Origin of the sequence: Chryseobacterium defluvii (assembly GCF_003634775.1) — a bacterium.
GTDB lineage: Bacteria > Bacteroidota > Bacteroidia > Flavobacteriales > Weeksellaceae > Chryseobacterium > Chryseobacterium defluvii.
This window is the reverse complement of record NZ_RBXB01000002.1, coordinates 53,672-73,702: the sequence shown is the minus strand read 5'-3', so window position 1 is coordinate 73,702 and position 20,031 is coordinate 53,672. Positions and strand designations below refer to the sequence as shown.

Here is a 20,031-nt window from a genome sequence, read left to right as displayed (position 1 = left end):
AAAACCTTCTTGCAAATTGAATTGCAAGAAGGTAAAAACACAAATGATGAAAAAAAATTATTTCGAGCCACAAAGTAAGGGGTAATATTTCTATAATAAATTACCATATATTAATAAATATTTCATTTTTATTTCGTATGTAGCAATTAAATAAAGTTTCAAAGCGAAAAAAATCCACTCAAACACTCTGTATTATCAATAATTGTTTATATCTTTCTTAATAAATGATTATTTAATTAAAATTTTTAACTTTTTAAATATTTTAATTGCTCATTTTAAATTACAATTCTATTTTTACTTCAAATAAATAACAAAAATGTGTGGAATTGTATGCTTGTTTGATGCCAAACAAAAAACTGAAGTGTTAAGGCCCCAGGTCTTGGAAATGTCAAAAAAAATCCGTCACAGAGGTCCGGATTGGAGTGGTGTATTTCAAAATGAGAAAGTAATTTTTTCTCATGAAAGGCTTGCCATTGTAGATCCCACTTCCGGAAAACAGCCTCTATTCACTAAGGATGGTAAAATAGTCCTGGCCGTTAACGGTGAGATTTATAACCACAGGGAATTAAAAATTGAATTCCCTGATTACGAATTTCAAACCGAGTCAGATTGTGAAATTATTTTAGCTCTTTATAAAAAATACGGAAAAAATTTCATTGAGAAACTCAACGGAATATTTGCTTTTTCACTTTATGATCTCGAAAACGATATATATTTAATTGCTCGTGATCATATGGGCATATGCCCGCTTTATCAAGGTTGGGATAAAAACGGAAACTATTATATCGCATCTGAACTGAAAGCTTTGGAGGGAATCTGTAAAACCATCGAAACTTTTTTACCCGGTCATCTTGTATTCAGTCCGGAAGGAAATGAACTCCAGCAATGGTATCAAAGAGACTGGGAAAGTTACGACCATGTAAAAGATAATCCAACAGATATTGCTCAATTAAGAAAAGGGCTTGAAGATGCCGTTCACAGACAATTAATGAGTGATGTTCCTTATGGGGTCCTGCTTTCGGGTGGTTTGGATTCGTCCATTATTTCAGCTGTAACAGCCAAATTTGCAAGACAAAGGATAGAAAGCGGAGACACTCAGGAAGCATGGTATCCAAGACTGCACAGCTTTGCAGTAGGCCTGGAAGGTTCTCCGGATTTAGCCGCAGCCCAAAAAGCCGCAGAGCATATAGGATCTGTGCATCATGAGATCCATTTTACGGTTCAGGAAGGACTGGATGCGATCCGTGATGTCATTTATCACCTGGAAACGTATGACGTCACTACAGTAAGAGCATCCACTCCAATGTACCTTTTAGCGAGAGTAATCAAATCTATGGGAATCAAAATGGTACTGTCCGGAGAAGGCTCCGATGAATTGTTCGGTGGATATCTATATTTCCATAAAGCTCCCAATGCCAAAGAATTCCACGATGAAACAGTGAGAAAATTAGGCAAGCTCCATTTATATGATTGTTTAAGGGCCAATAAAGCACTGATGAGCTGGGGAATTGAAGGAAGGGTCCCTTTCCTGGATAAAGAATTTATGGACATTGCCATGAACATCAACCCGAAAGATAAAATGGTGAATGCTGCTGAAGGCAAAATTGAAAAATGGGTTTTGAGAAAAGCTTTTGAAGATATTCTTCCCGAATCTATTGCATGGAGACAGAAAGAGCAGTTTTCAGACGGGGTAGGCTATTCCTGGATTGATACCTTAAAAGAAGTGGCTGAAAAAGAAGTTTCCGATGAAATGATGGCCAATGCCAAATTCAGGTTCCCGCTAAACACTCCTCAGAACAAGGAAGAATATCGCTACAGAACTATTTTCGAGGAGCATTTCCCGAGTGAAACTTCTGCAGCAACGGTTCCATCCGTGCCTTCTGTGGCCTGCTCCACTCCTATTGCCCTGGAATGGGATGAAGCATTCAAAAAGATGAATGACCCAAGCGGAAGGGCTGTAAAAGTTCATGAAACTTCCTATGAATAAAATCATCATTAAAAATAATTTTGTCAATCCTGTAGTAATACAGGATTTTCTTTTGAATTAACGACAATAATATTGACAGAATTTAACTGACAATGAAAAATAATATCTAATAAATAATTATATTTGGAAAACGAAAAAATCAATTATAAAGAAATGAGAAGAAACATTACTATTTTATTTGCTTTATTATCCATCAGTTTTGCTTTTGGACAGGGAAAATACGGCAAGTACCTTAATTCAAAAAAACTTGCTTTAACCTATAAAAGTGTAAAGGATGGTGACAAAGAGGATTATTATCAACAATATTACTGGCTGGTAAAAGCTGAGCAATTAAAAACATATCCTCACCTTAAGGACATAAAGCCTGTTGTTTTATATGAGTTCGTAAAAAAAGTAAATCCGCAGAATCCTACTAAAAAATTGGACAAAAGGGGAAAAGAGCTTAGAGAAACTGCAGAATTATCCCTGAATCAATATTTTAAAAACAAAAAATTCGACAACAATTCTGTACTGATGTACAATCTGGAAACCTACGTAGATCCATCTAAAGGAGAATATTATACAAAAGTAGATCCTGAAAAGATCAAAGAACTGGTTCCTAAAGAATTGTTTGCATTCAATTCCTTCAACAGAAATACAGGGGAAGAGAAAACATATTATCTGTGGATCAACAAGGAAAAAGATGATTTAAATATCGTAGACATTATTCCGAATGCAGAAGACAATAAAGCATTCTATGCAAGACTGAAGCAATATCTTCCAAGCTATAAATTCTCCAAATATGTACCTTCTGTAAAAAAAGGAAACAAAACGGATAAAACAGATGCTGATTATTACTACATCATGCCGTTTGAGCAGAATACAGATAATATTGAATACAAAACCAAGGATTTCAAAACTTTCGTTTTAAGCCAGTACAGAAAAGCGGGCGATGAATGGAAAGGAGTAGAAAAGCCTAGAAAATAAATTAAAAAGTCCTGTGAAATTTCACAGGACTTTTTTAATTTTATATCTAATACATTCTTTAAAAATTCTTTTTTAAAGAGTAACCAAAAACAAAATGTCTGAAACACCTTCGTCAACAACCTCTATAAAAAAGACTCTCCCACTGATTCTGGCAACCGCAATCTTTATGCAGATGCTGGATTCTACCATTCTTAATACTTCTTTGCCTTCCATTGCAAAAGATTTAAAGGAATCACCGCTCAATATGCAGAATGCCATTATCAGTTATGTTTTAACACTGGCTGTTTTCATGCCCGCAAGCGGATTTTTGGCGGACCGGTTCGGGACGAGAAGGGTTTTCATTTTTTCTCTCATTCTTTTCAGTATAGGATCCTTATTTTGTGCCTTATCACAAAACCTCACCCATCTTGTGATTTCACGGGTGGTACAAGGCGTGGGCGGAAGCTTAATGACACCGGTAGGAAAACTGGCCTTAATTAAAACTTTTGATAAAAATGAATTATTAAAAGCCATGAATTTTGCCATTATCCCCGCACTGATCGGACCTGTATTAGGGCCTTTGGTAGGTGGCTATATGGTTGATTTTCTTTCATGGCACTGGATTTTCCTCATTAACATACCCATAGGAATTTTAGGAATTATTTTAGGTGCGAAGTTTATGCCTAATTATAAATCAGACGATGTGGATTTTGACCTGAAAGGCTTTATGATCTTTGCAGCAGCTTCCCTCCTGCTTTCGGTTTCGCTGGAGCTTTTCGGAAATATTCAGAATACGACACCGGTACTCTTTGTTCTTATTTTAGGATTTCTGTTTCTATATTATTATTACAGACATGCCAAAAAAGGAGGCAATCCTATATTTCCCTTAAATCTTTTCCAGGTAAGAACATTCCGTGTGGGAATATTGGGAAACCTGGCAACACGATTAGGAATCAGTTCTGTTCCGTTATTGCTTCCTTTAATGATACAGATCGCTTATAAACAATCTGCGATTACTTCAGGATGGATCGTAGCACCCATGGCGCTTACCGCTATTTTCGGAAAATCCTCAGTTATTAAAATTCTAAACAAATACGGCTACCGGAAAACATTAATGGTCAATACGTTTATTATCGGGTCCTTAATATGTTTGCTTGCCATACCTGATATTCATTCCTCATTATATTGGTTTGTTCCCATCATTGCAGTATTAGGATTTTTCAATTCCATTCAGTTTACCTCGATGAATACCATTTCCATTGCCGATCTACGGAATTTCCAGACCAGCAGCGGGAATTCTTTAATTTCCGTCAATCAGCAGCTCGCCATAGGATTTGGAATTGCATTCGGACTTATTGTTTTAAAATTATTTGAGAATACGGATATTGTTCATGGAGAAATTCATAATGCATTTCGGTATACTTTTCTTACCGTGGGGGTCTTAACTATTATTTCAGGTCTGGTTTTCAGAAGACTACATATTTCAGACGGCAAAAACATGAATTCAGAGGAATAAACCGGAAAAATGATATGAACTTACCAAAGATCAATGCCACTGATTTTTAACTATGATAACTTTGCTTAATAAACCACAATTATTATGGCAATTAAAGACATAGAAATCATAGTATCTCCCAAGCCCGCACATTTTGTGGGTGACGGTTTCAGGGTTCATAATTTTATTCCAAGCATTCATGGACTTGATATGAAAAGAATGGATCCTTTTATCATGCTTGATTATAATTCTAAATTCCATTTCAACGGTTCTGAGAATCCAAGAGGCGTCGGAGTGCATCCGCACAGAGGTTTTGAAACAGTGACCATTGCTTATCAGGGTAAGGTTGAACATCATGACAGTGCAGGCGGCGGCGGAATAATCGGTGAAGGTGATGTACAATGGATGACTGCTGCGAAAGGAGTTCTTCACAAAGAATACCACGAAACGGAGTGGTCTAAAACCGGAGGAATTTTCCAGATGGTTCAGCTTTGGATTAATCTTCCTGCTAAAGACAAAATGAGCAAACCTAAATATCAGGCAATCAAAAATTCAGAAATGGCGAGAGTTGAATTGGCTGAAAACGGTTTTGTTGAACTTATAGCCGGTGAATACCTTGGAAAGAAGGGTCCTGCAACCACTTTCAGCCCTATCAATATGATGAATGCCAAATTGAAGGCCGGAGGAAAAGCTGAGTTCAGCTTCCCTGCTCATTTCAATACGGCTGCGCTGGTTGTTGAAGGAAATATTGCCATCAATGGAAAAGAGAAAGTTCCTTCCGATCATTTTGTTGTCTTTAAAAACGACGGCGAAACTTTTACCCTTGAAGCCCAGGAAGACTCCATAGTACTCATCATCAGCGGAGAGCCTATAAAAGAACCTATTTATCCTCACGGACCTTTCGTTATGAATACAAGGGAAGAAATCTTACAGGCTTTTGAAGACTTCAACACCGGAAAATTCGGTTACCTGGAAGATTAACTTAATGATTTATTCAATTTTTTAAAACTCACATTTTTAATAAAAATATTATGAAACCTGAATTTGAAAATATCCCACTGGTAAAAACCGGAAAAAGATTTGAAATAGAAGTTAACGGACATTTTGCATTTATAGATTATCGTGAAATGGGGCATCAGATTGCTTTAGTTCATACGGAAGCGGAACCTGAGCTGGCCGGAACGGGAGCTGCCGCAGCTGTTGTTGAAAAGACACTTCATTATATCGAAGACAATCAAAAGAAATTACTCCCTTTTTGCCCGTATGTCTTTGCCTACATCAAGAAACATCCGGAATGGAAACGTATTGTAGATGAAAGATTTGAGGGCTACAGCCAACTTTAATTTTACGTAAAGTAGCATAAACATTAAATTTATTAACTAAATTAGCTTAACAAACCCATTTTCATCATGTCAAACATCGGACTTATCATAGAAGAAAAAGCAGCAGATATCGGAAATTTTTTAGTGGGAAGACTTTTGCCTTTCCGTGAAAAAAGAGCAGTCGGACCATTTGTTTTTATTGATCATATGGGACCGTCTGAACTGATGGATTATCAAAATCTTGATGTTCCGCCCCATCCGCATATCGGGCTTTCCACGCTAACTTACCTGCTTGAAGGATCTATCTTTCACAGAGACAGCATCGGAAGTGCGATCGAAATAAAACCGGGGGCCGTCAACTGGATGACCGCAGGAAAAGGGGTTGTCCATTCTGAGAGGACTCCTGAATATTTAAGAACAACAGATAAAAAACTTCATGGATTTCAGATTTGGGTCGGACTTCCTAAGCACTTAGAACAAACTGAACCATCTTTTCATCATATTGAAGCAGAAGACATTCCTGTTTGGGAAGAAAACGGTATTCAATATAAATTAATTGCCGGAGAAGCCTTCGGAAGAAAATCAGCTGTCCCTGTCCACAGTCCGTTATTCTTTATTGAAATCAAGACGAAAGCTGCCCAGAAAATTAGCATAGGACAAGATTTATACGGTGAAGCAGCGATGTATGTCCTGGACGGAACCGTTAATATTGAAGGAAATTCTTATGGCTCCAAACAATTACTGATTGCAAAAGATACCAAGCTGTGTGAATTCGAGATGAGTGAAAACGGAACAGTATATCTTTTCGGAGGTGAACCTTTTCCGGAGGAACGATTTATATTCTGGAATTTCGTAAATTCAGACAAAGAATTGCTTGAACAGGCAAAAGTAAACTGGAATGACCAGAACCATGATGCCTTTCCTTTGGTTCCGGGGGATGAACACGAATATGTACCGCTTCCAAAAGCCATTCTGAACAGAAAGTAATTTGGCAACGATTAAAAATAAACTATGAGAATATTAGCATTTGCAGGAAGTACCTCTTCCACTTCTATCAACAGGGAGCTGGTAAAATTTGTCCTGAAAAATTTCCGGGATGAGGACATTAATTTCATCGATCTTAATGATTATTCCATGCCTGTTTTCTCCGTTGATCTTGAAAAGAAAGGATTTCCTGATGAAGCGCACCATTTTTTAAAAGTTATTGAAGAATGTGATGTGATCATTTGTTCTCTTGCAGAGCACAACAGATCGTACAGTGCAGCTTTTAAGAATATTTTTGACTGGGCTTCGAGGATCAATGTAAAAGTATTTCAAAACAAACCTATGCTTCTAATGAGTACTTCACCCGGAGGTTACGGTGGTGGAAATGTGATGAATACAGCCAAAACGTTTTTTCCACAGTTCGGAGCCGAAATCAAAGACACATTCTCACTTCCTAAATTTTATGAAAATTTTGATCTTGAGAGTGGAGTCATTAATCCTGATATTCTACAGGAGCTCAACAATAAAATTGAAAACTTTAAAAACGAAATTAAAAACTGATGAATAAAGGGAGACTGGAAGCATTCAGTGATGGGGTTCTGGCCATTATCATTACGATTATGGTCCTTGAACTTAAAGTTCCGGAAGGAAACAGCTGGGCCAGTCTGAAACCTATGCTTCCCCGGTTTCTGGCTTATATTTTCAGTTTCATTTATGCAGGGATTTACTGGAATAATCATCATCACATGTTCCAGGCGGTAAAAAAAGTAAACGGAAACGTACTTTGGGCCAATCTGCATTTATTATTCTGGCTTTCATTAATGCCTATCGCTACGGAATGGATCGGAACAACCAATTTTTCTGAAAATCCGGTGGCAACGTATGGAATCGGATTAATTATGTGCGCAATAGCCTATACCATCCTGGAAAATGTAATTATTAAAAGTGAAGGAGAAAATTCTAAACTCAAAGAAGCCATTGAATCAAGATTTAAAGAATATATTTCTATTGTGCTTTATATTTTAGGAATCGCTACTTCATTTTTCTATCCTTATATTGCCGTAGGCTTTTATTATATCGTTGCTCTCATCTGGCTGATTCCGGATCGGAGAATTGAAAAATCATTAAAAGATAAATAGCATGGAAACACATGAATATCTTAACGGTGACATCACTGTTATCTGGCAACCACAAAAATGTATCCATTCGGGAGTATGTGTAAAATTACTTCCAAAAGTATATAATCCCAAAGCCAGACCGTGGATAAAAGCGGAAAATGCAACGGCTTCGGAACTCAAAAACCAAATAGACCAGTGTCCTTCCGGGGCATTAAGTTATCAATTCAATACAGAAAAATAATGGGAGTAACCGTAAAAGCAAGTTTAGGAAAAACAAAATATTACACTGAAGTTATTGCAGGCGAAAATCAGCTTGTTACCGATGAGCCTGTAGATAAAGGCGGACAAAATAAAGGCTTCAATCCTTTTGAGATTTTAGCTACTTCTCTAGCAAGCTGTACTGCTGCTACTCTAAGGATGTATATCGACAGAAAAGAATGGGATGTGGAAAAAATCAACGTGGAAGTAGACCTGGAAAATTTTCCGATTACCAAATTAGCTGTCTTTAAAAGAGATATCAGCTTTGAAGGCACGAATCTGGATGAAGAGCAACTGAAAAGACTTCATACTATCGCAGACGCCTGTCCTGTTCATAAAATACTAACCAACGATATAGAAATATTAACCAAATTTTCATAATATGACAGAAGTAAAACAAAACAACGGAGAAAAACACGGAAGTTTTGAGGCTTTCATAGACGGAAACCACGCGGGACTCATGACCTACACTTGGGCGGGAGAAGAAAGATTTATTATAGATCATACAGAAGTGGAAGAAGCCTATAATGGTAAAGGCGTAGGTAAGGAAATGGTGTTGGCTGCTGTAGATTTTGCAAGGAAGCAGGGCAAAAAAATCATAGCACTCTGCCCTTTTGCAAAAGCTACTTTCCAAAAGAATAAGGAGCTGCAGGATGTTTTAGCCTAACGAAGTTGAAGCATTCAATACATAAATAACCTTTCAGTGGATATTTCTGAAAGGTTTTTTCTTTTTCATCAGAAGAGAAAAAAACTATATTTGTAAAATTTTAATTGAAAAAATATGTCTCCAATTATATTACTGTCTATCATTATCGTGTATTTTGCGCTCCTTTTATGGGTAGCCTATAAAACCGGAAAAGGAAGCGATAATGAAAGTTTCTTTATCGGAAACCGTAAAAGTAATTGGATGCTTGTTGCCTTCGGAATGATTGGGACTTCCCTTTCCGGGGTTACTTTCGTAAGCGTTCCTGGGGCAGTAGGAAAGGATAATTTTGCTTATTTACAAATTACATTAGGCTACCTTATAGGTTATATTGTGGTTGCCTATGTTCTGCTTCCCTTATATTACCGTTTAAAACTGACTTCCATTTATGGATATCTTCAACAGAGAATGGGACAGCTTTCCTATAAATCCGGGGCATGGATCTTCATTGTTTCGAGATTGGTGGGAGCTACGGCGAGATTATATCTGGTTGTCAATATTCTCCAGGTTTCTATATTAGACAGTTTGGAGGTTCCGTTCATTGTAACCACACTCATCATTCTTCTAATGATCATTCTTTATACGTATGAAGGAGGTGTAAAAACAATTGTATGGACAGATACTTTACAGACTTCATGTATGCTTCTGGGATTAATTATCTGTACATTTTACATGCTGAATCACTTAGATTTAAATGTAGGACAAAGCTTAACCGCCATGCATGAAAAAGGATATACCAAAATATTTGAAACCAATTTCAATTCACCGGGATTTTTCATCAAGCAAATTCTTGCAGGTGCATTTATCACAATTACCATGACCGGAATTGACCAGGAGATGATGCAAAAAAGCCTTTCTGTAACCAGATTGAAAGACTCTCAAAAGAATATGGTAACACTTGGTTTCATTTTATTGGGTGTGATTTCCCTGTTCCTTTACATGGGAGGTCTTCTTTATCTTTTCGGAGAAAGTGAAGGAGCCCAGCTTACAGAAGTAATGAAAGACGGTGTTGCTAAAAAAGAATTTTTGCTGAACGGGAAAGATATTTTCGGGGATAAGATATTTCCGGAAGTGGCTTTAAATCATATGCCCGGTTTTATTTCAATTATTTTCATTATTGCATTAATTTCGGCACTATTTCCAAGTGCGGATGGCGCAATGACCGCTCTGACCTCTTCTTTATGTATTGATATCTTCGGAATGAAGGAAAGAAAAGACTGGGATGACGGAAAGAAAGAGAAATTCAGAAAAACGGTTCACTTACTTGTAGCGCTTTCGTTCCTGGTTATGGTGATCATATTTAAAGTGATCAATGATAATTCCATGATCGGATTAATCCTGAAGCTTGCAGGCTTTACTTATGGCCCGCTTTTAGGACTTTTTGCCTTCGGAATTTTCACCAAATATAAAGTGAAGGACCGTCTTGTTCCTTACGTTTGTATCGCGGCACCTGTGATCTCTTATTTCATTGATAAATACCAAAGCAATATCTTCGGGGACTTTAAAATCGGATTGGAATTACTGATCATCAACGGATTACTGACATTCATCGGACTGTTCCTGATCAGGAAAAAATAAACATTAATGCAACACTTAACAATCAAAATATAACAACTATGAAAAAAATTATCCAGCTACTATTATGTGTATTCACATTCAGCTTGATGACGGCTCAGGAAAACCTTGAAGTTTCCACGTTAAGAATCGGACCATTTAAAATGTTTATGGATAAAACCGAAGCGGAAAAACTTTCAGGAACCAAACTGAAACTATCTGACGGAGAATCCAAAAACACTGTAAAATATAGCGGGGAGATCATTCTCATCGATATTTACGAAAGATATATTGATGAAAAGAATCCTAACAGGCAAAGTGTGTACGGAATTTCTACAAAAAGTAAAAAATTCAAGACCAAAAGTGGTATCGGGGTAGGAAGCACCAAAGACGAAGTTATCAATGCCTATAAAAATTATTCCAGTTTTTCTGCGTATCCCGCGTGGAATGATAAGGGTGAGAAATTAAAAAACGAAAGCTACTTTATCCTTAACGATGATGATGCGGGAACGATGCTTTCTTTCAGATTTCTTAATAATATTGTTACGGAAATGTCTGTATACATGAACGAAGGCTGTTAAAAGAAAACCTATTATTTAAATAATTCAGAGTCCGAGTTTTCCGCTCGGATTTTGCATTTTTGTAAGCCATTAAAAAGTTGTAAATTCGCGTGCAAATAAATCAGATATAATGAGTAAAAGTATCGAAGAGTTAAAATCTCTTACTACGCAAATCAGAAGAGACATTTTAAGAATGGTTCATGCTGTTAATTCAGGACACCCGGGCGGAAGTTTAGGTTGTACAGAATACTTCACAGCACTTTACGGAAAGGTAATGAACTATAAGCTTCCTTTCACAATGGAAGGCAAAAATGAAGATCATTTTTATCTTTCCAACGGGCATATTTCACCGGTGTACTACTCTACTTTGGCAAGATTCGGTTTCTTCCCGGTAGATGAGCTGAGAACTTTCAGAAAATTAGATTCAAGATTACAAGGTCACCCTACGACTCATGAGGGTTTACCGGGTATCCGTATCGCTTCAGGATCTCTTGGACAGGGATTATCTGTAGCTATTGGTACCGCTTTAGGTAAAAAACTGGATGGTGATGCTTCTCTTGTGTACTCTTTACACGGAGACGGTGAGCTTCAGGAAGGTCAGATCTGGGAAGCGTTGATGTTTGCAGCAGCGAAAAAAGTAGATAACATTATTTCAACGATTGATTACAATGGTCGTCAGATTGATGGAGATACGGATGATGTATTAAGCCTAGGTAATCTTCATGCTAAGCTTGAAGCCTTCGGGTGGACAGTTCTTGAAGAAAAGAACGGTAACGATCTTGAAGCGGTAATTGCTATTCTTGAAAAAGCAAAATCAGAAACAGGAAAGGGAAAACCTGTAGTGATCATCCTTCATACGGAAATGGGTTATGGTGTAGATTATATGATGGGAACTCACGCTTGGCACGGAAAAGCTCCTAACGATGAGCAACTGGATACTGCTTTCAAACAATTATATTTAGAAGCACCTTCTGATTACTAATATCTTACCATCACATTTATTAAGTTTACCATGAAAAAACTCATCTTAATCTGTCTTATGACCAGCTTTATTTGGGGAGCAGCCCAAGAAAAGAAAATTTCTTTTGCAAAAGAGCTGAATTATCAGTTTGTAGAGAAAAACACTCCTCAACCTGCTCTGAAAATGTACGCAAGTAATACCAATGAATTCCTTACTAAGCTAAACTACAAGGAAATGCCAATGTATTATTATACCGACAGATTAGGAACCAGTATGGTTGCAATGGATATGAACAACCGTCTCAACGGCACTGTAAGCTCTTTGTTTTTCGGAATGAATTATTATTATGGCGAGGGTGATAAGGAAACTTTTACCATGGAAACCCAAAAGCTGGATACTAAAGAAACCATTTTAGGAATTCCTTGTTCACATTTTCTGATTAGCCTAAAAGACGGGCCAAGAAAGGATGAGAAAATGAAAATCTGTGTTGATGATCAATCTCCGCTGAATAATTTTTCTGTTCTTAACGGAATTCTTAATCAGTATATGGGAAAATCTAAGCTGAATGGCGCAGGACTGAACGGAATGATCTTAAAAGGTGGCCCTGAAAAGGATTATGACAAAGAATATATTGTTCTGGCTTCTATCAAAGATACAAAGGACGTTGTCTATTTCGACCATAAAAAAGCAATGACAGACCAGCAAAGAAAAATGGATTCCATCATGCTTGCTTATAAAAAAATGGATGAAGAATATGCGGTAGCGGACTCCGCAGCGATTGTTGCAGATTCTGCAGTGGCGGCTGTAATGGATGACGCATATATGGAAATTTCTATTCCTGATTATGTTTCCGAGTACAAAAAAGCCCAGGATGAAGACGGAAGTCTTGCCATCACCAATATTCCTAGTGAAAGCCTTTGGAAAGGATTGCCTAAACATTGCAAAAACTTTGAAAAAGACCTACCGGAATTCAAGAATAAAGACCTGAAAAAGCATTTGAGAAATTACGTAGGACAAATGTGTGATATGTATCTTACCCAAGCCAGAAGTCATAGTGTAGGCATTAAAATCACGCTGGATGAAATAAGACGGGAAGTTGTATACCTCAACGATGTTCATGATCAACTTGATGAATCTGATCAAAAGAAATTAAAAAATTATTTAAAAAATCTCGATTAAAAAAATAAAAATGAAATATACATATACAGAAAAAAAGGACACTCGTTCCGGATTTGGAGCAGGATTAGCAGAACTTGCTGATAAGAATCCCAATGTGGTAGCTCTTTGTGCAGACCTTATCGGTTCTTTGAAAATGGAGAAATTCATTGAAAAGGCTCCTGAAAGATTTTTCCAGATAGGTATTGCTGAAGCTAACATGATGGGTATTGCAGCAGGTCTTAGTATCACAGGGAAAATCCCTTTCACTGGAACTTTTGCCAACTTCTCTACTTCCAGAGTATATGACCAGATCCGTCAGTCTATTGCTTATTCTGATAAGAATGTTAAAATCTGTGCTTCTCACGCAGGTCTTACTTTAGGGGAAGACGGTGCTACGCACCAGGTTTTAGAAGATATCGGCATGATGAAAATGCTTCCGGGAATGACGGTAATCAACCCGTGTGACTACAACCAGACTAAAGCAGCTACTATTGCTATTGCTGATCATGAAGGCCCTGTATATTTAAGATTCGGAAGACCTACCGTTCCTGTTTTCATTCCTGAAGATATGCCTTTCGAAATCGGAAAAGGAATCTTGTTACAGGAAGGTACAGATGTAACGATTGTTGCTACCGGACATTTGGTTTGGGAATCTCTTGTTGCCGCTGATGAGCTTGAAAAAGAAGGTATTTCTTGTGAGGTGATCAATATCCACACCATTAAGCCTTTGGATGAAGAGATCATCTTAAAATCAGTGGAGAAGACAGGAAAAATTGTAACCGCTGAAGAGCACAACTACCTGGGTGGTTTAGGAGAGTCCGTTGCGGGAATGTTGGCAAGAAAAAGACCTACAAGACAAGAATTTGTAGCTGTGAATGATACCTTCGGAGAGTCTGCAACGCCTGCTGAACTGATGAAGAAGTATAAGATTGATGCTACTGCTGTAAAAGAAGCTGTAAAAAGAATTTTAGCTTAATTACATCTAAAATATATAATAAAAGTCCTCAATGTTGAGGACTTTTATTATTTGTAGGTTTCGACTAAAGTCATAGAATTTGCTCATAAAAAAGCGGGCTAAAGCCCACTCCTATAGATTTTTTATTGGGTAAATTTTTCTTTATCTTTTATTCTACTTAAAAAATTTCCATTTCGGAATAATCGCCAGCATCCCGAATCCTGTAAATAGGAAAAGATTGGTAACATCAGTATATAAAAATGTGGATAAATAATAGTTGTGCATGAAGAAATGCAATATCAGCAAAGCCGGAAATGCAAAGATTCCGATTTTTTTGTAAAAGAACATCAGAATAAGACTGATCACCATCAATATGTCTATGGTAAAGATCACATAGAAATACCATTTTGGAATATTAAGATATTCATGCTGTACATATTCATCAATATCAATCCCCAAACCCATTATCGTAAATAAAAGCAGTGCAATTATGGTTAAAATAAAACCGGTTCCTTTTTTCGGATCTTCATCAAAGTAGCTGTATTCTTCTTTCATAGGTACAAAAATAAAGAACTTATGAAGAAGTTCATAAGTTCTTTGATATATTTATTAGTTTAAAATTTGACTATATAGAAATAGCGTTGATTAATCTATTTTTGTCACTTAAATATTCTTCCATAGAGATCATACTCTCAGTTCTCATTACGTCCTGAATGTCATCTATTTGATAGATAATTCTTTTAGCATCATCCGTATTTTTAGCTTTAACCTTACAGAAAATATTGTATTTTCCGGAGATCACACTTGCCTCAATAACGTTAGGAATCGTTGATAATTCCTTTAAAACCTCTTGAGTGCGGTTTGATTTTGTTAAAAGGATTCCGATAAAAGCTGTAAAATGATAATCTAATTTACCATAATCAATATTAAGAGATGATCCCAAAATAATTCCTGCATCTTCCATTTTTTTCACTCTTACGTGAATTGTACCCGCAGAAACATCCATCTGCTTTGCAATTTCAGTAAAAGGCATTCTTGTATTTTCTACTAAGAAATCAAGAATCTTCTTGTCTATTTCGTCCAGTTGATAGTTCATATTAGTTAAATTACAATTTTCTTAAAAAATCTATGTATTTTTTGCAAATTTATAAAAAATAATTAAACTAAAAAAATTATCTCAAAGATTAACAATAATTAACATATATGATAAAAATCATTAAAATATTCTGATTATTTACTATCCGATTTTATAGAATCTGTTTTTATTACTCCTTTCTGTTCAATAGGTTTTTTTTCCTTTTTCTTCTTTTTAAATAGTGAATTAAAGCTTTTACTCCAAACAATACCCCCACCATAAGCTTGATTAGCAGTACCATTCGAGCCTGCACCGGCAATCATTCCGATGTTGGAAGGCTTGGAATATCCTCTCAGAATTAAGCTTCCGTCATTCTTTTTAGAAATATCATACTCAATAGACCCTTCCCCTGAAAGGTAATTAGCTTCTGTATTCTCCGTTTTTGTTAAAGGAATTCCAAGACCTGTTTTTACTTTTACCCTTGGGGAAAGTGCAAAGCTCACCCCCGCATTGGCCCTGTCACCCGTATTCGAATACTGATCGCCCTTCACATAATTCAGGTCGATCTGGAACTCATTGCTCATCGTATTAAGCACTGATCCGAGTTGTTTTAAAAGCATATTATATCCCGAGGATTCAGCTACTCCCGCTACGTCCAGATCTACTCCGCCGGAATTGGATACGTTAAAGCTGTTTAACAGCAGGATAGATCCAAACTGCAATACCTTTTCTCCTTCCTGGCTCATTTTAGCGGCAAGGGTTTCTTTTACCTGGCTCGAAACATCTAAGGCCGAAACATTCAGATCCACTTTAGGCTCTACAAGAGACTGGCTTATATTCGCCTGCAACAAGATGCTGATCGGCTGAAGGCTTCCCATATTAAGATATTCTCCTGCATTGGAAACCATCCTTACATAGTTGGCCGTAATATCCAAAGCAGGTTTCATGGCATCTCCGTCCCAACGGATGCTGCTTCCCTTTTCAATCTGGAACGTTTTATTAAGAATCGCTTTTGAAACAAATGTTCCATTTTCAACCCTGTATGTTCCGTTCATTGCAATATTTCCCTGTCTGCTCATCTGGAACCTCAGATTATTGGCAACTCCTTTTACGGCAATATTTCCTACATCATCTCCAATCAGTACATTCACGGTTGTTCCCTTATCCACATCCAGGGAAAAGTCAATATTCATATTAGCTCCGGTCTTCTTCTTCTCCTCCAGGGTGATCAATCCGTCTTTTCCTTCTTTCAGGAACCTCAGCATTTTAAACTCTTCTACATTTGAAGTAGATCCTGAGTTGAAGGTAAAGGTACTTCCGTTCAATGCTTTCATATTCGGGGTTGATAAGCTAAGGGCTGAAACCGGACCATCCACATACAGGTCTCCTTGGCCATAGACTCTACCCCAGAACAAATCAAATTCCTTCTGTGTAGTATTTAACATTAATAAATTATCCGCTCTCATTACCAGGTTGACCCCCATGGAAGACAGCGTTTCGAATTGAATTGCCCCGGAAATTGTTCCTTTGGAATTGGATCTTCCGTCGTGAACTTCAATATTGTTGAGAATAGCAAGTCCTTTGGATAAAGGGATCACGGTATCATCAAAAGAATAATCCACGCCTGTAAATAACAGCTTCAATCCAAATCCTTTTAAACCAATATCTCCACTATAGTCAATATCGCTTAATTTTCCGCTGATCTTAAGATCTCCCGTTGCTTTTCCTCTTAAATTGCCAAAAATGGATCGTACAAACTGCTGGGCAAATGCAAGATCAAATTCCTTCATCTCCGCTACCAGATCCAAAGTTGGTGTGGATGTATTATTATTAACGGTTCCTGTTAAGTGCAAGTTATTATTTCCGATAACCCCGGCTGAAGTTACTTTCACATCAACATCATATACATTCAATGAATAGCTGTTGGTTGCAGAAATGGAAATATCTCCCATATCATTTCCGTTCATCATTATATCATCAACCGTGAGATCTACCAAAGGCTGTAATGTATTTTTATCCATTCTGATTTTAACGCTTCCGTTGGCTAATCCTTTTATATTCATGGAGTTTCCACCGGACTGCATTTCAAGCAGCTTTTCAATAGCAAAATTATCTATATCGGCATCTACATAGAAATCTTTGGCAGATTTAAATGTTGCCTCCTTAATAAATAACGCACTGTTGTCTGAAAAGACTCTCAGATTTCTTATATCAAAATCACCCGTCTTTTTCCTGTAGGTTATAGAATGATCAAGATCCGAACTCGTGTCAATTGCCCAGGTAACGTCATTGAACTTCACTTCCGTAGGCTCAAACCTGAAAACATAGTCTCCTGCGGCATTGGTTGATTGATTGACATTGACCGCATAAGCTTTCAGTTTATCGTCCAGCTCATCTTCAGGGCTTCCATGCTTAAATGCAGCAGCCAGATGAAGAACTGTATTATTCTCATTTCGGCCGCTTAATGTAACATCCTTAAGAATATTTTTATTATACTCTACCCTGCTTATTCTTGCATAAATCTGCTCATTTAGATTGGCCGTATTGATTCTTACCATGACACTATCCACCATTGCACTGTCTCGGGAGATCTTATCCCTTTCATTGATTTTATAGGCAGGGTTTGCAGCGGCCAACGCTTTATCAGCATCCGATATCTCTTCTTTTTTAGTCATGATATACTTTAAAGAAGCCGCGTCAAGATTCAGGATCAGATTATTTGAATTCCCATCATACTGTCCTTCCACTACAGCACCTTTCGGGAGTTTCAAATCAGGCATGAAATAACTCACCAAGCCTTGCTGAACATCAAAATTCATCGTAAAGCTCTGGCCTCTGTAGAGTTTTCTAGGCGGCGGACCAACAAGAATTTTCCCCAGTCCGTTTTCCACCATTCCGGCTAAATCAGCAAGGTTATATTTTCCTGAAATTTTTCCGTTTACAGCACCCGGAGCATCCACCAGAATGACTCTTCCGCCGGATTCCAGATAGGTTTTCACTTTAGCATTCGGAATGATATATTTTTGAGTTGCCGTAGCAAAACTTACATTATTTGCTTCAACATCCAGGTTTAAGTCATTAACAGAAGTCATGGACATTTTTCCGGAAACCTGGCCACTTACTATCTGATTTCCCGGTTTATCGGTAAAATAATTCATGTTCAGATGATCCACATCTGCATTCACATTCATCAAGATCCTTGAAGTACTGAAATCTATCAAACCTTTTATGGACGCCTTTGCCTGTTCGTCATTTACGGTAATAAGCCCGTTATATTTTTTATGATCCAGGAGACCGTCCAGATACACATTGTTGATCTCTTTGTTCATGATTTCAATACTGGAAATCTGTGATTTGGTAGTCAGACGCATAGTATTAACGTCAAAGCTTTGCCCCGTAATATTAAATTTACCGGAAATCAGCCCTACCGATTTGTTTTTAGTAATAACAGAAGTATTCAGATCCTTGATTTCCACATATCCTGTATATTTAGGTAATGCTGTGCTGTAACCGGTAAGGGAAAAGTTATTGATTTTTGCCTGTCCGATTCCGGTAATTAAATTTCCATTAGGAATATATACCTGATTAGGATTTACCCTTGCAGATCCATTATACTTGAGCTTTCCGAAATCATCCGCAAAATTTTTCATCTTTTTGGAGATGAATGAAGGCATCATCGCTTTCAGGTCTTTATAGGTAAAATCCGTGGATAAATTATTGGTTTCAATCAGGAAGTTGCCTTTCAGAAGATTTTCCACCTTCATTGTTTTAGTGGCAATATTCACATCAGGGTTTCTGATAAGAAAATTATCAAGATAAAATTTGTTCAAGGGACCGGTCATTTTTCCGGAAATATTGAAAGGCTTATAATTATCCCAATTGGTAACAAAATAACTGATATCATATCCGCTAAGCTGGCTTCCCTGTAGGAGATCCATATCCCATCGAACTCTGTCAGCGAAATCCGCCCAAGAACCTTTATTCAGATTAAATTTAATATTTCCCTGCAGCAATGTATGATCCGTATTTAAAGTCAAATCTTTCAACGAGAGAAAATCCTCCGTCATAGACAGCTCCGTAGAAAAGGTGTCTACAAAATGAGATTTCCCCCATCTTTTTGTAATGAAGGAAAAATTATTGATCAAGGCAGAAATATTGCTGCCATTTATTTTAACATTAGGGGCTTTCAGATTTACTTTGGTAGCAGTCAGCCATTTTCCGGCTTCTCCCGGTGAATTCTGATTAACAATAGAAACTTTGGAATCAATAAGCTCTACTCTGGAATTCAACTGAAAGGGAGGCTTTTTAGGGTCCCTTTTCTTACCGCTATCAAATAATTGGGTAAAACGGATAAAATTGGAAATACTGTCTCCTTTATAGGTAATTACTTTAACATCCGCATTGGTTAAAGTAAGTGCATTGAAACTTAATGAATTGCTTTTTCCGGAAATAGCATTCGCAGCCAGAGCCATCCAATCCGAATTGGCGCGAAACTCCCTCGCTGTAATAAATTCAAAACCTTTATAATCTTTAATTTTTAAGCCTTTTATCGTAACGTCACCGAAATAATCCACATGTACACTTTCGGTAGACATTTCTGCTTTAAAATCTTTATTAACAATCTGTAGTGCCTGATCCGCCGCCCATTGTTTGGTCACAGGAAGGTTAATAGCAACGAATATTCCGACAACAAGAAAAAGACCGATCCAGAAAAGGATTAAAAGAAGTTTCGCCCACCAGGAATAACTGGTAACATCATGCACTGCCTGTTTACCAAATTCTTCAGCCGTTTCTATAGGATGGTGGATGGCATCTGAGGCTAATTCAGATGCTTCTTTAACTGTTTCCTTCACTGCTCCTTCAACATTTTCCACAGTCTTCTGTACCTGATCACCTAAGTTTTCAGCTACTGATTTTTTGTTCTCATTCTCGTTATTATTCTCTAACTTTGCCATT

The 20,031-nt window shown here is 37.2% G+C and carries 19 protein-coding genes; 16 read left to right on the top strand and 3 right to left on the bottom strand.

Annotation, left to right across the window (positions count from 1 at the left end):
• Positions 1 to 316: 316 nt before the first annotated feature.
• The 16 genes from asnB to BCF58_RS07040 all read left to right on the top strand — a co-directional run bounded on the left by asnB (position 317) and on the right by BCF58_RS07040 (position 14,021).
• Positions 317 to 1,987: an asparagine synthase B gene (gene asnB / locus BCF58_RS07115; protein WP_121461125.1), complete on the top strand. Its 1,671-nt coding sequence runs from the start codon at positions 317 to 319 to the stop codon at positions 1,985 to 1,987.
• A 123-nt stretch (positions 1,988 to 2,110) separates the two neighbouring features.
• Positions 2,111 to 2,953, top strand: a complete 843-nt coding sequence (locus BCF58_RS07110) for a hypothetical protein (protein WP_228434754.1) — start codon at positions 2,111 to 2,113, stop codon at positions 2,951 to 2,953.
• Between the two features lie 94 nt (positions 2,954 to 3,047).
• Complete coding sequence (locus BCF58_RS07105) at positions 3,048 to 4,448, top strand: MFS transporter (protein ID WP_121461123.1); 1,401 nt, start codon at positions 3,048 to 3,050, stop codon at positions 4,446 to 4,448.
• 84 nt (positions 4,449 to 4,532) lie between these two features.
• Positions 4,533 to 5,408 (top strand): pirin family protein, encoded by an 876-nt coding sequence (locus tag BCF58_RS07100; protein ID WP_121461122.1) that lies wholly within the window; start codon positions 4,533 to 4,535, stop codon positions 5,406 to 5,408.
• 50 nt (positions 5,409 to 5,458) lie between these two features.
• Complete coding sequence (locus tag BCF58_RS07095) at positions 5,459 to 5,770, top strand: GNAT family N-acetyltransferase (protein WP_121461121.1); 312 nt, start codon at positions 5,459 to 5,461, stop codon at positions 5,768 to 5,770.
• Between the two features lie 66 nt (positions 5,771 to 5,836).
• Positions 5,837 to 6,736: a pirin family protein gene (locus BCF58_RS07090; protein WP_121461120.1), complete on the top strand. Its 900-nt coding sequence runs from the start codon at positions 5,837 to 5,839 to the stop codon at positions 6,734 to 6,736.
• A gap of 24 nt (positions 6,737 to 6,760) precedes the next feature.
• Positions 6,761 to 7,294, top strand: coding sequence for an NADPH-dependent FMN reductase (locus BCF58_RS07085; RefSeq protein ID WP_121461119.1), 534 nt, complete (start codon positions 6,761 to 6,763; stop codon positions 7,292 to 7,294).
• A complete protein-coding gene (locus tag BCF58_RS07080) occupies positions 7,294 to 7,872 on the top strand; it encodes a TMEM175 family protein (RefSeq protein ID WP_121461118.1) in 579 nt (192 codons plus the stop codon). Before BCF58_RS07085 ends, BCF58_RS07080 begins: the two co-directional genes overlap by 1 nt.
• Before the next feature lies 1 nt (position 7,873).
• Complete coding sequence (locus BCF58_RS07075) at positions 7,874 to 8,092, top strand: (4Fe-4S)-binding protein (protein ID WP_121461117.1); 219 nt, start codon at positions 7,874 to 7,876, stop codon at positions 8,090 to 8,092.
• Entirely contained in the window at positions 8,092 to 8,490 is a 399-nt protein-coding gene (locus tag BCF58_RS07070) for an OsmC family protein (protein ID WP_121461116.1), read from the top strand. The genes BCF58_RS07075 and BCF58_RS07070 overlap by 1 nt, the downstream gene beginning before the upstream one ends.
• 1 nt (position 8,491) lies before the next feature.
• A complete protein-coding gene (locus tag BCF58_RS07065; protein ID WP_121461115.1) occupies positions 8,492 to 8,776 on the top strand; it encodes a GNAT family N-acetyltransferase in 285 nt (94 codons plus the stop codon).
• Between the two features lie 114 nt (positions 8,777 to 8,890).
• Positions 8,891 to 10,390, top strand: a complete 1,500-nt coding sequence (locus BCF58_RS07060) for a sodium:solute symporter (protein ID WP_121461114.1) — start codon at positions 8,891 to 8,893, stop codon at positions 10,388 to 10,390.
• Between the two features lie 38 nt (positions 10,391 to 10,428).
• The gene (locus BCF58_RS07055) at positions 10,429 to 10,947 is read left to right on the top strand and encodes a hypothetical protein (protein ID WP_121461113.1); all 519 of its coding nucleotides are present in this window, start codon (positions 10,429 to 10,431) and stop codon (positions 10,945 to 10,947) included.
• Between the two features lie 106 nt (positions 10,948 to 11,053).
• On the top strand, positions 11,054 to 11,908 hold the full coding sequence (locus tag BCF58_RS07050) for a transketolase (protein ID WP_262697001.1): 855 nt from the start codon (positions 11,054 to 11,056) through the stop codon (positions 11,906 to 11,908).
• A gap of 30 nt (positions 11,909 to 11,938) precedes the next feature.
• Complete coding sequence (locus tag BCF58_RS07045) at positions 11,939 to 13,066, top strand: hypothetical protein (protein ID WP_147462043.1); 1,128 nt, start codon at positions 11,939 to 11,941, stop codon at positions 13,064 to 13,066.
• A gap of 10 nt (positions 13,067 to 13,076) precedes the next feature.
• Entirely contained in the window at positions 13,077 to 14,021 is a 945-nt protein-coding gene (locus BCF58_RS07040) for a transketolase family protein (protein ID WP_121461110.1), read from the top strand.
• 153 nt (positions 14,022 to 14,174) lie between these two features.
• Here the strand turns inward: BCF58_RS07040 and BCF58_RS07035 are convergent, their stop codons facing one another.
• The 3 genes from BCF58_RS07035 to BCF58_RS07025 all read right to left on the bottom strand — a co-directional run bounded on the left by BCF58_RS07035 (position 14,175) and on the right by BCF58_RS07025 (position 20,030).
• Positions 14,175 to 14,555, bottom strand: a complete 381-nt coding sequence (locus BCF58_RS07035; RefSeq protein WP_121461109.1) for a hypothetical protein — start codon at positions 14,553 to 14,555, stop codon at positions 14,175 to 14,177.
• Positions 14,556 to 14,625: 70 nt separating this feature from the next.
• Positions 14,626 to 15,096, bottom strand: coding sequence for an Lrp/AsnC family transcriptional regulator (locus BCF58_RS07030; RefSeq protein WP_121461108.1), 471 nt, complete (start codon positions 15,094 to 15,096; stop codon positions 14,626 to 14,628).
• Between the two features lie 134 nt (positions 15,097 to 15,230).
• Positions 15,231 to 20,030 carry a translocation/assembly module TamB domain-containing protein gene (locus BCF58_RS07025; RefSeq protein WP_121461107.1) on the bottom strand — a complete coding sequence of 1,600 codons (4,800 nt, stop codon included), beginning with the start codon at positions 20,028 to 20,030 and terminating at the stop codon, positions 15,231 to 15,233.
• Position 20,031: the final 1 nt, after the last annotated feature.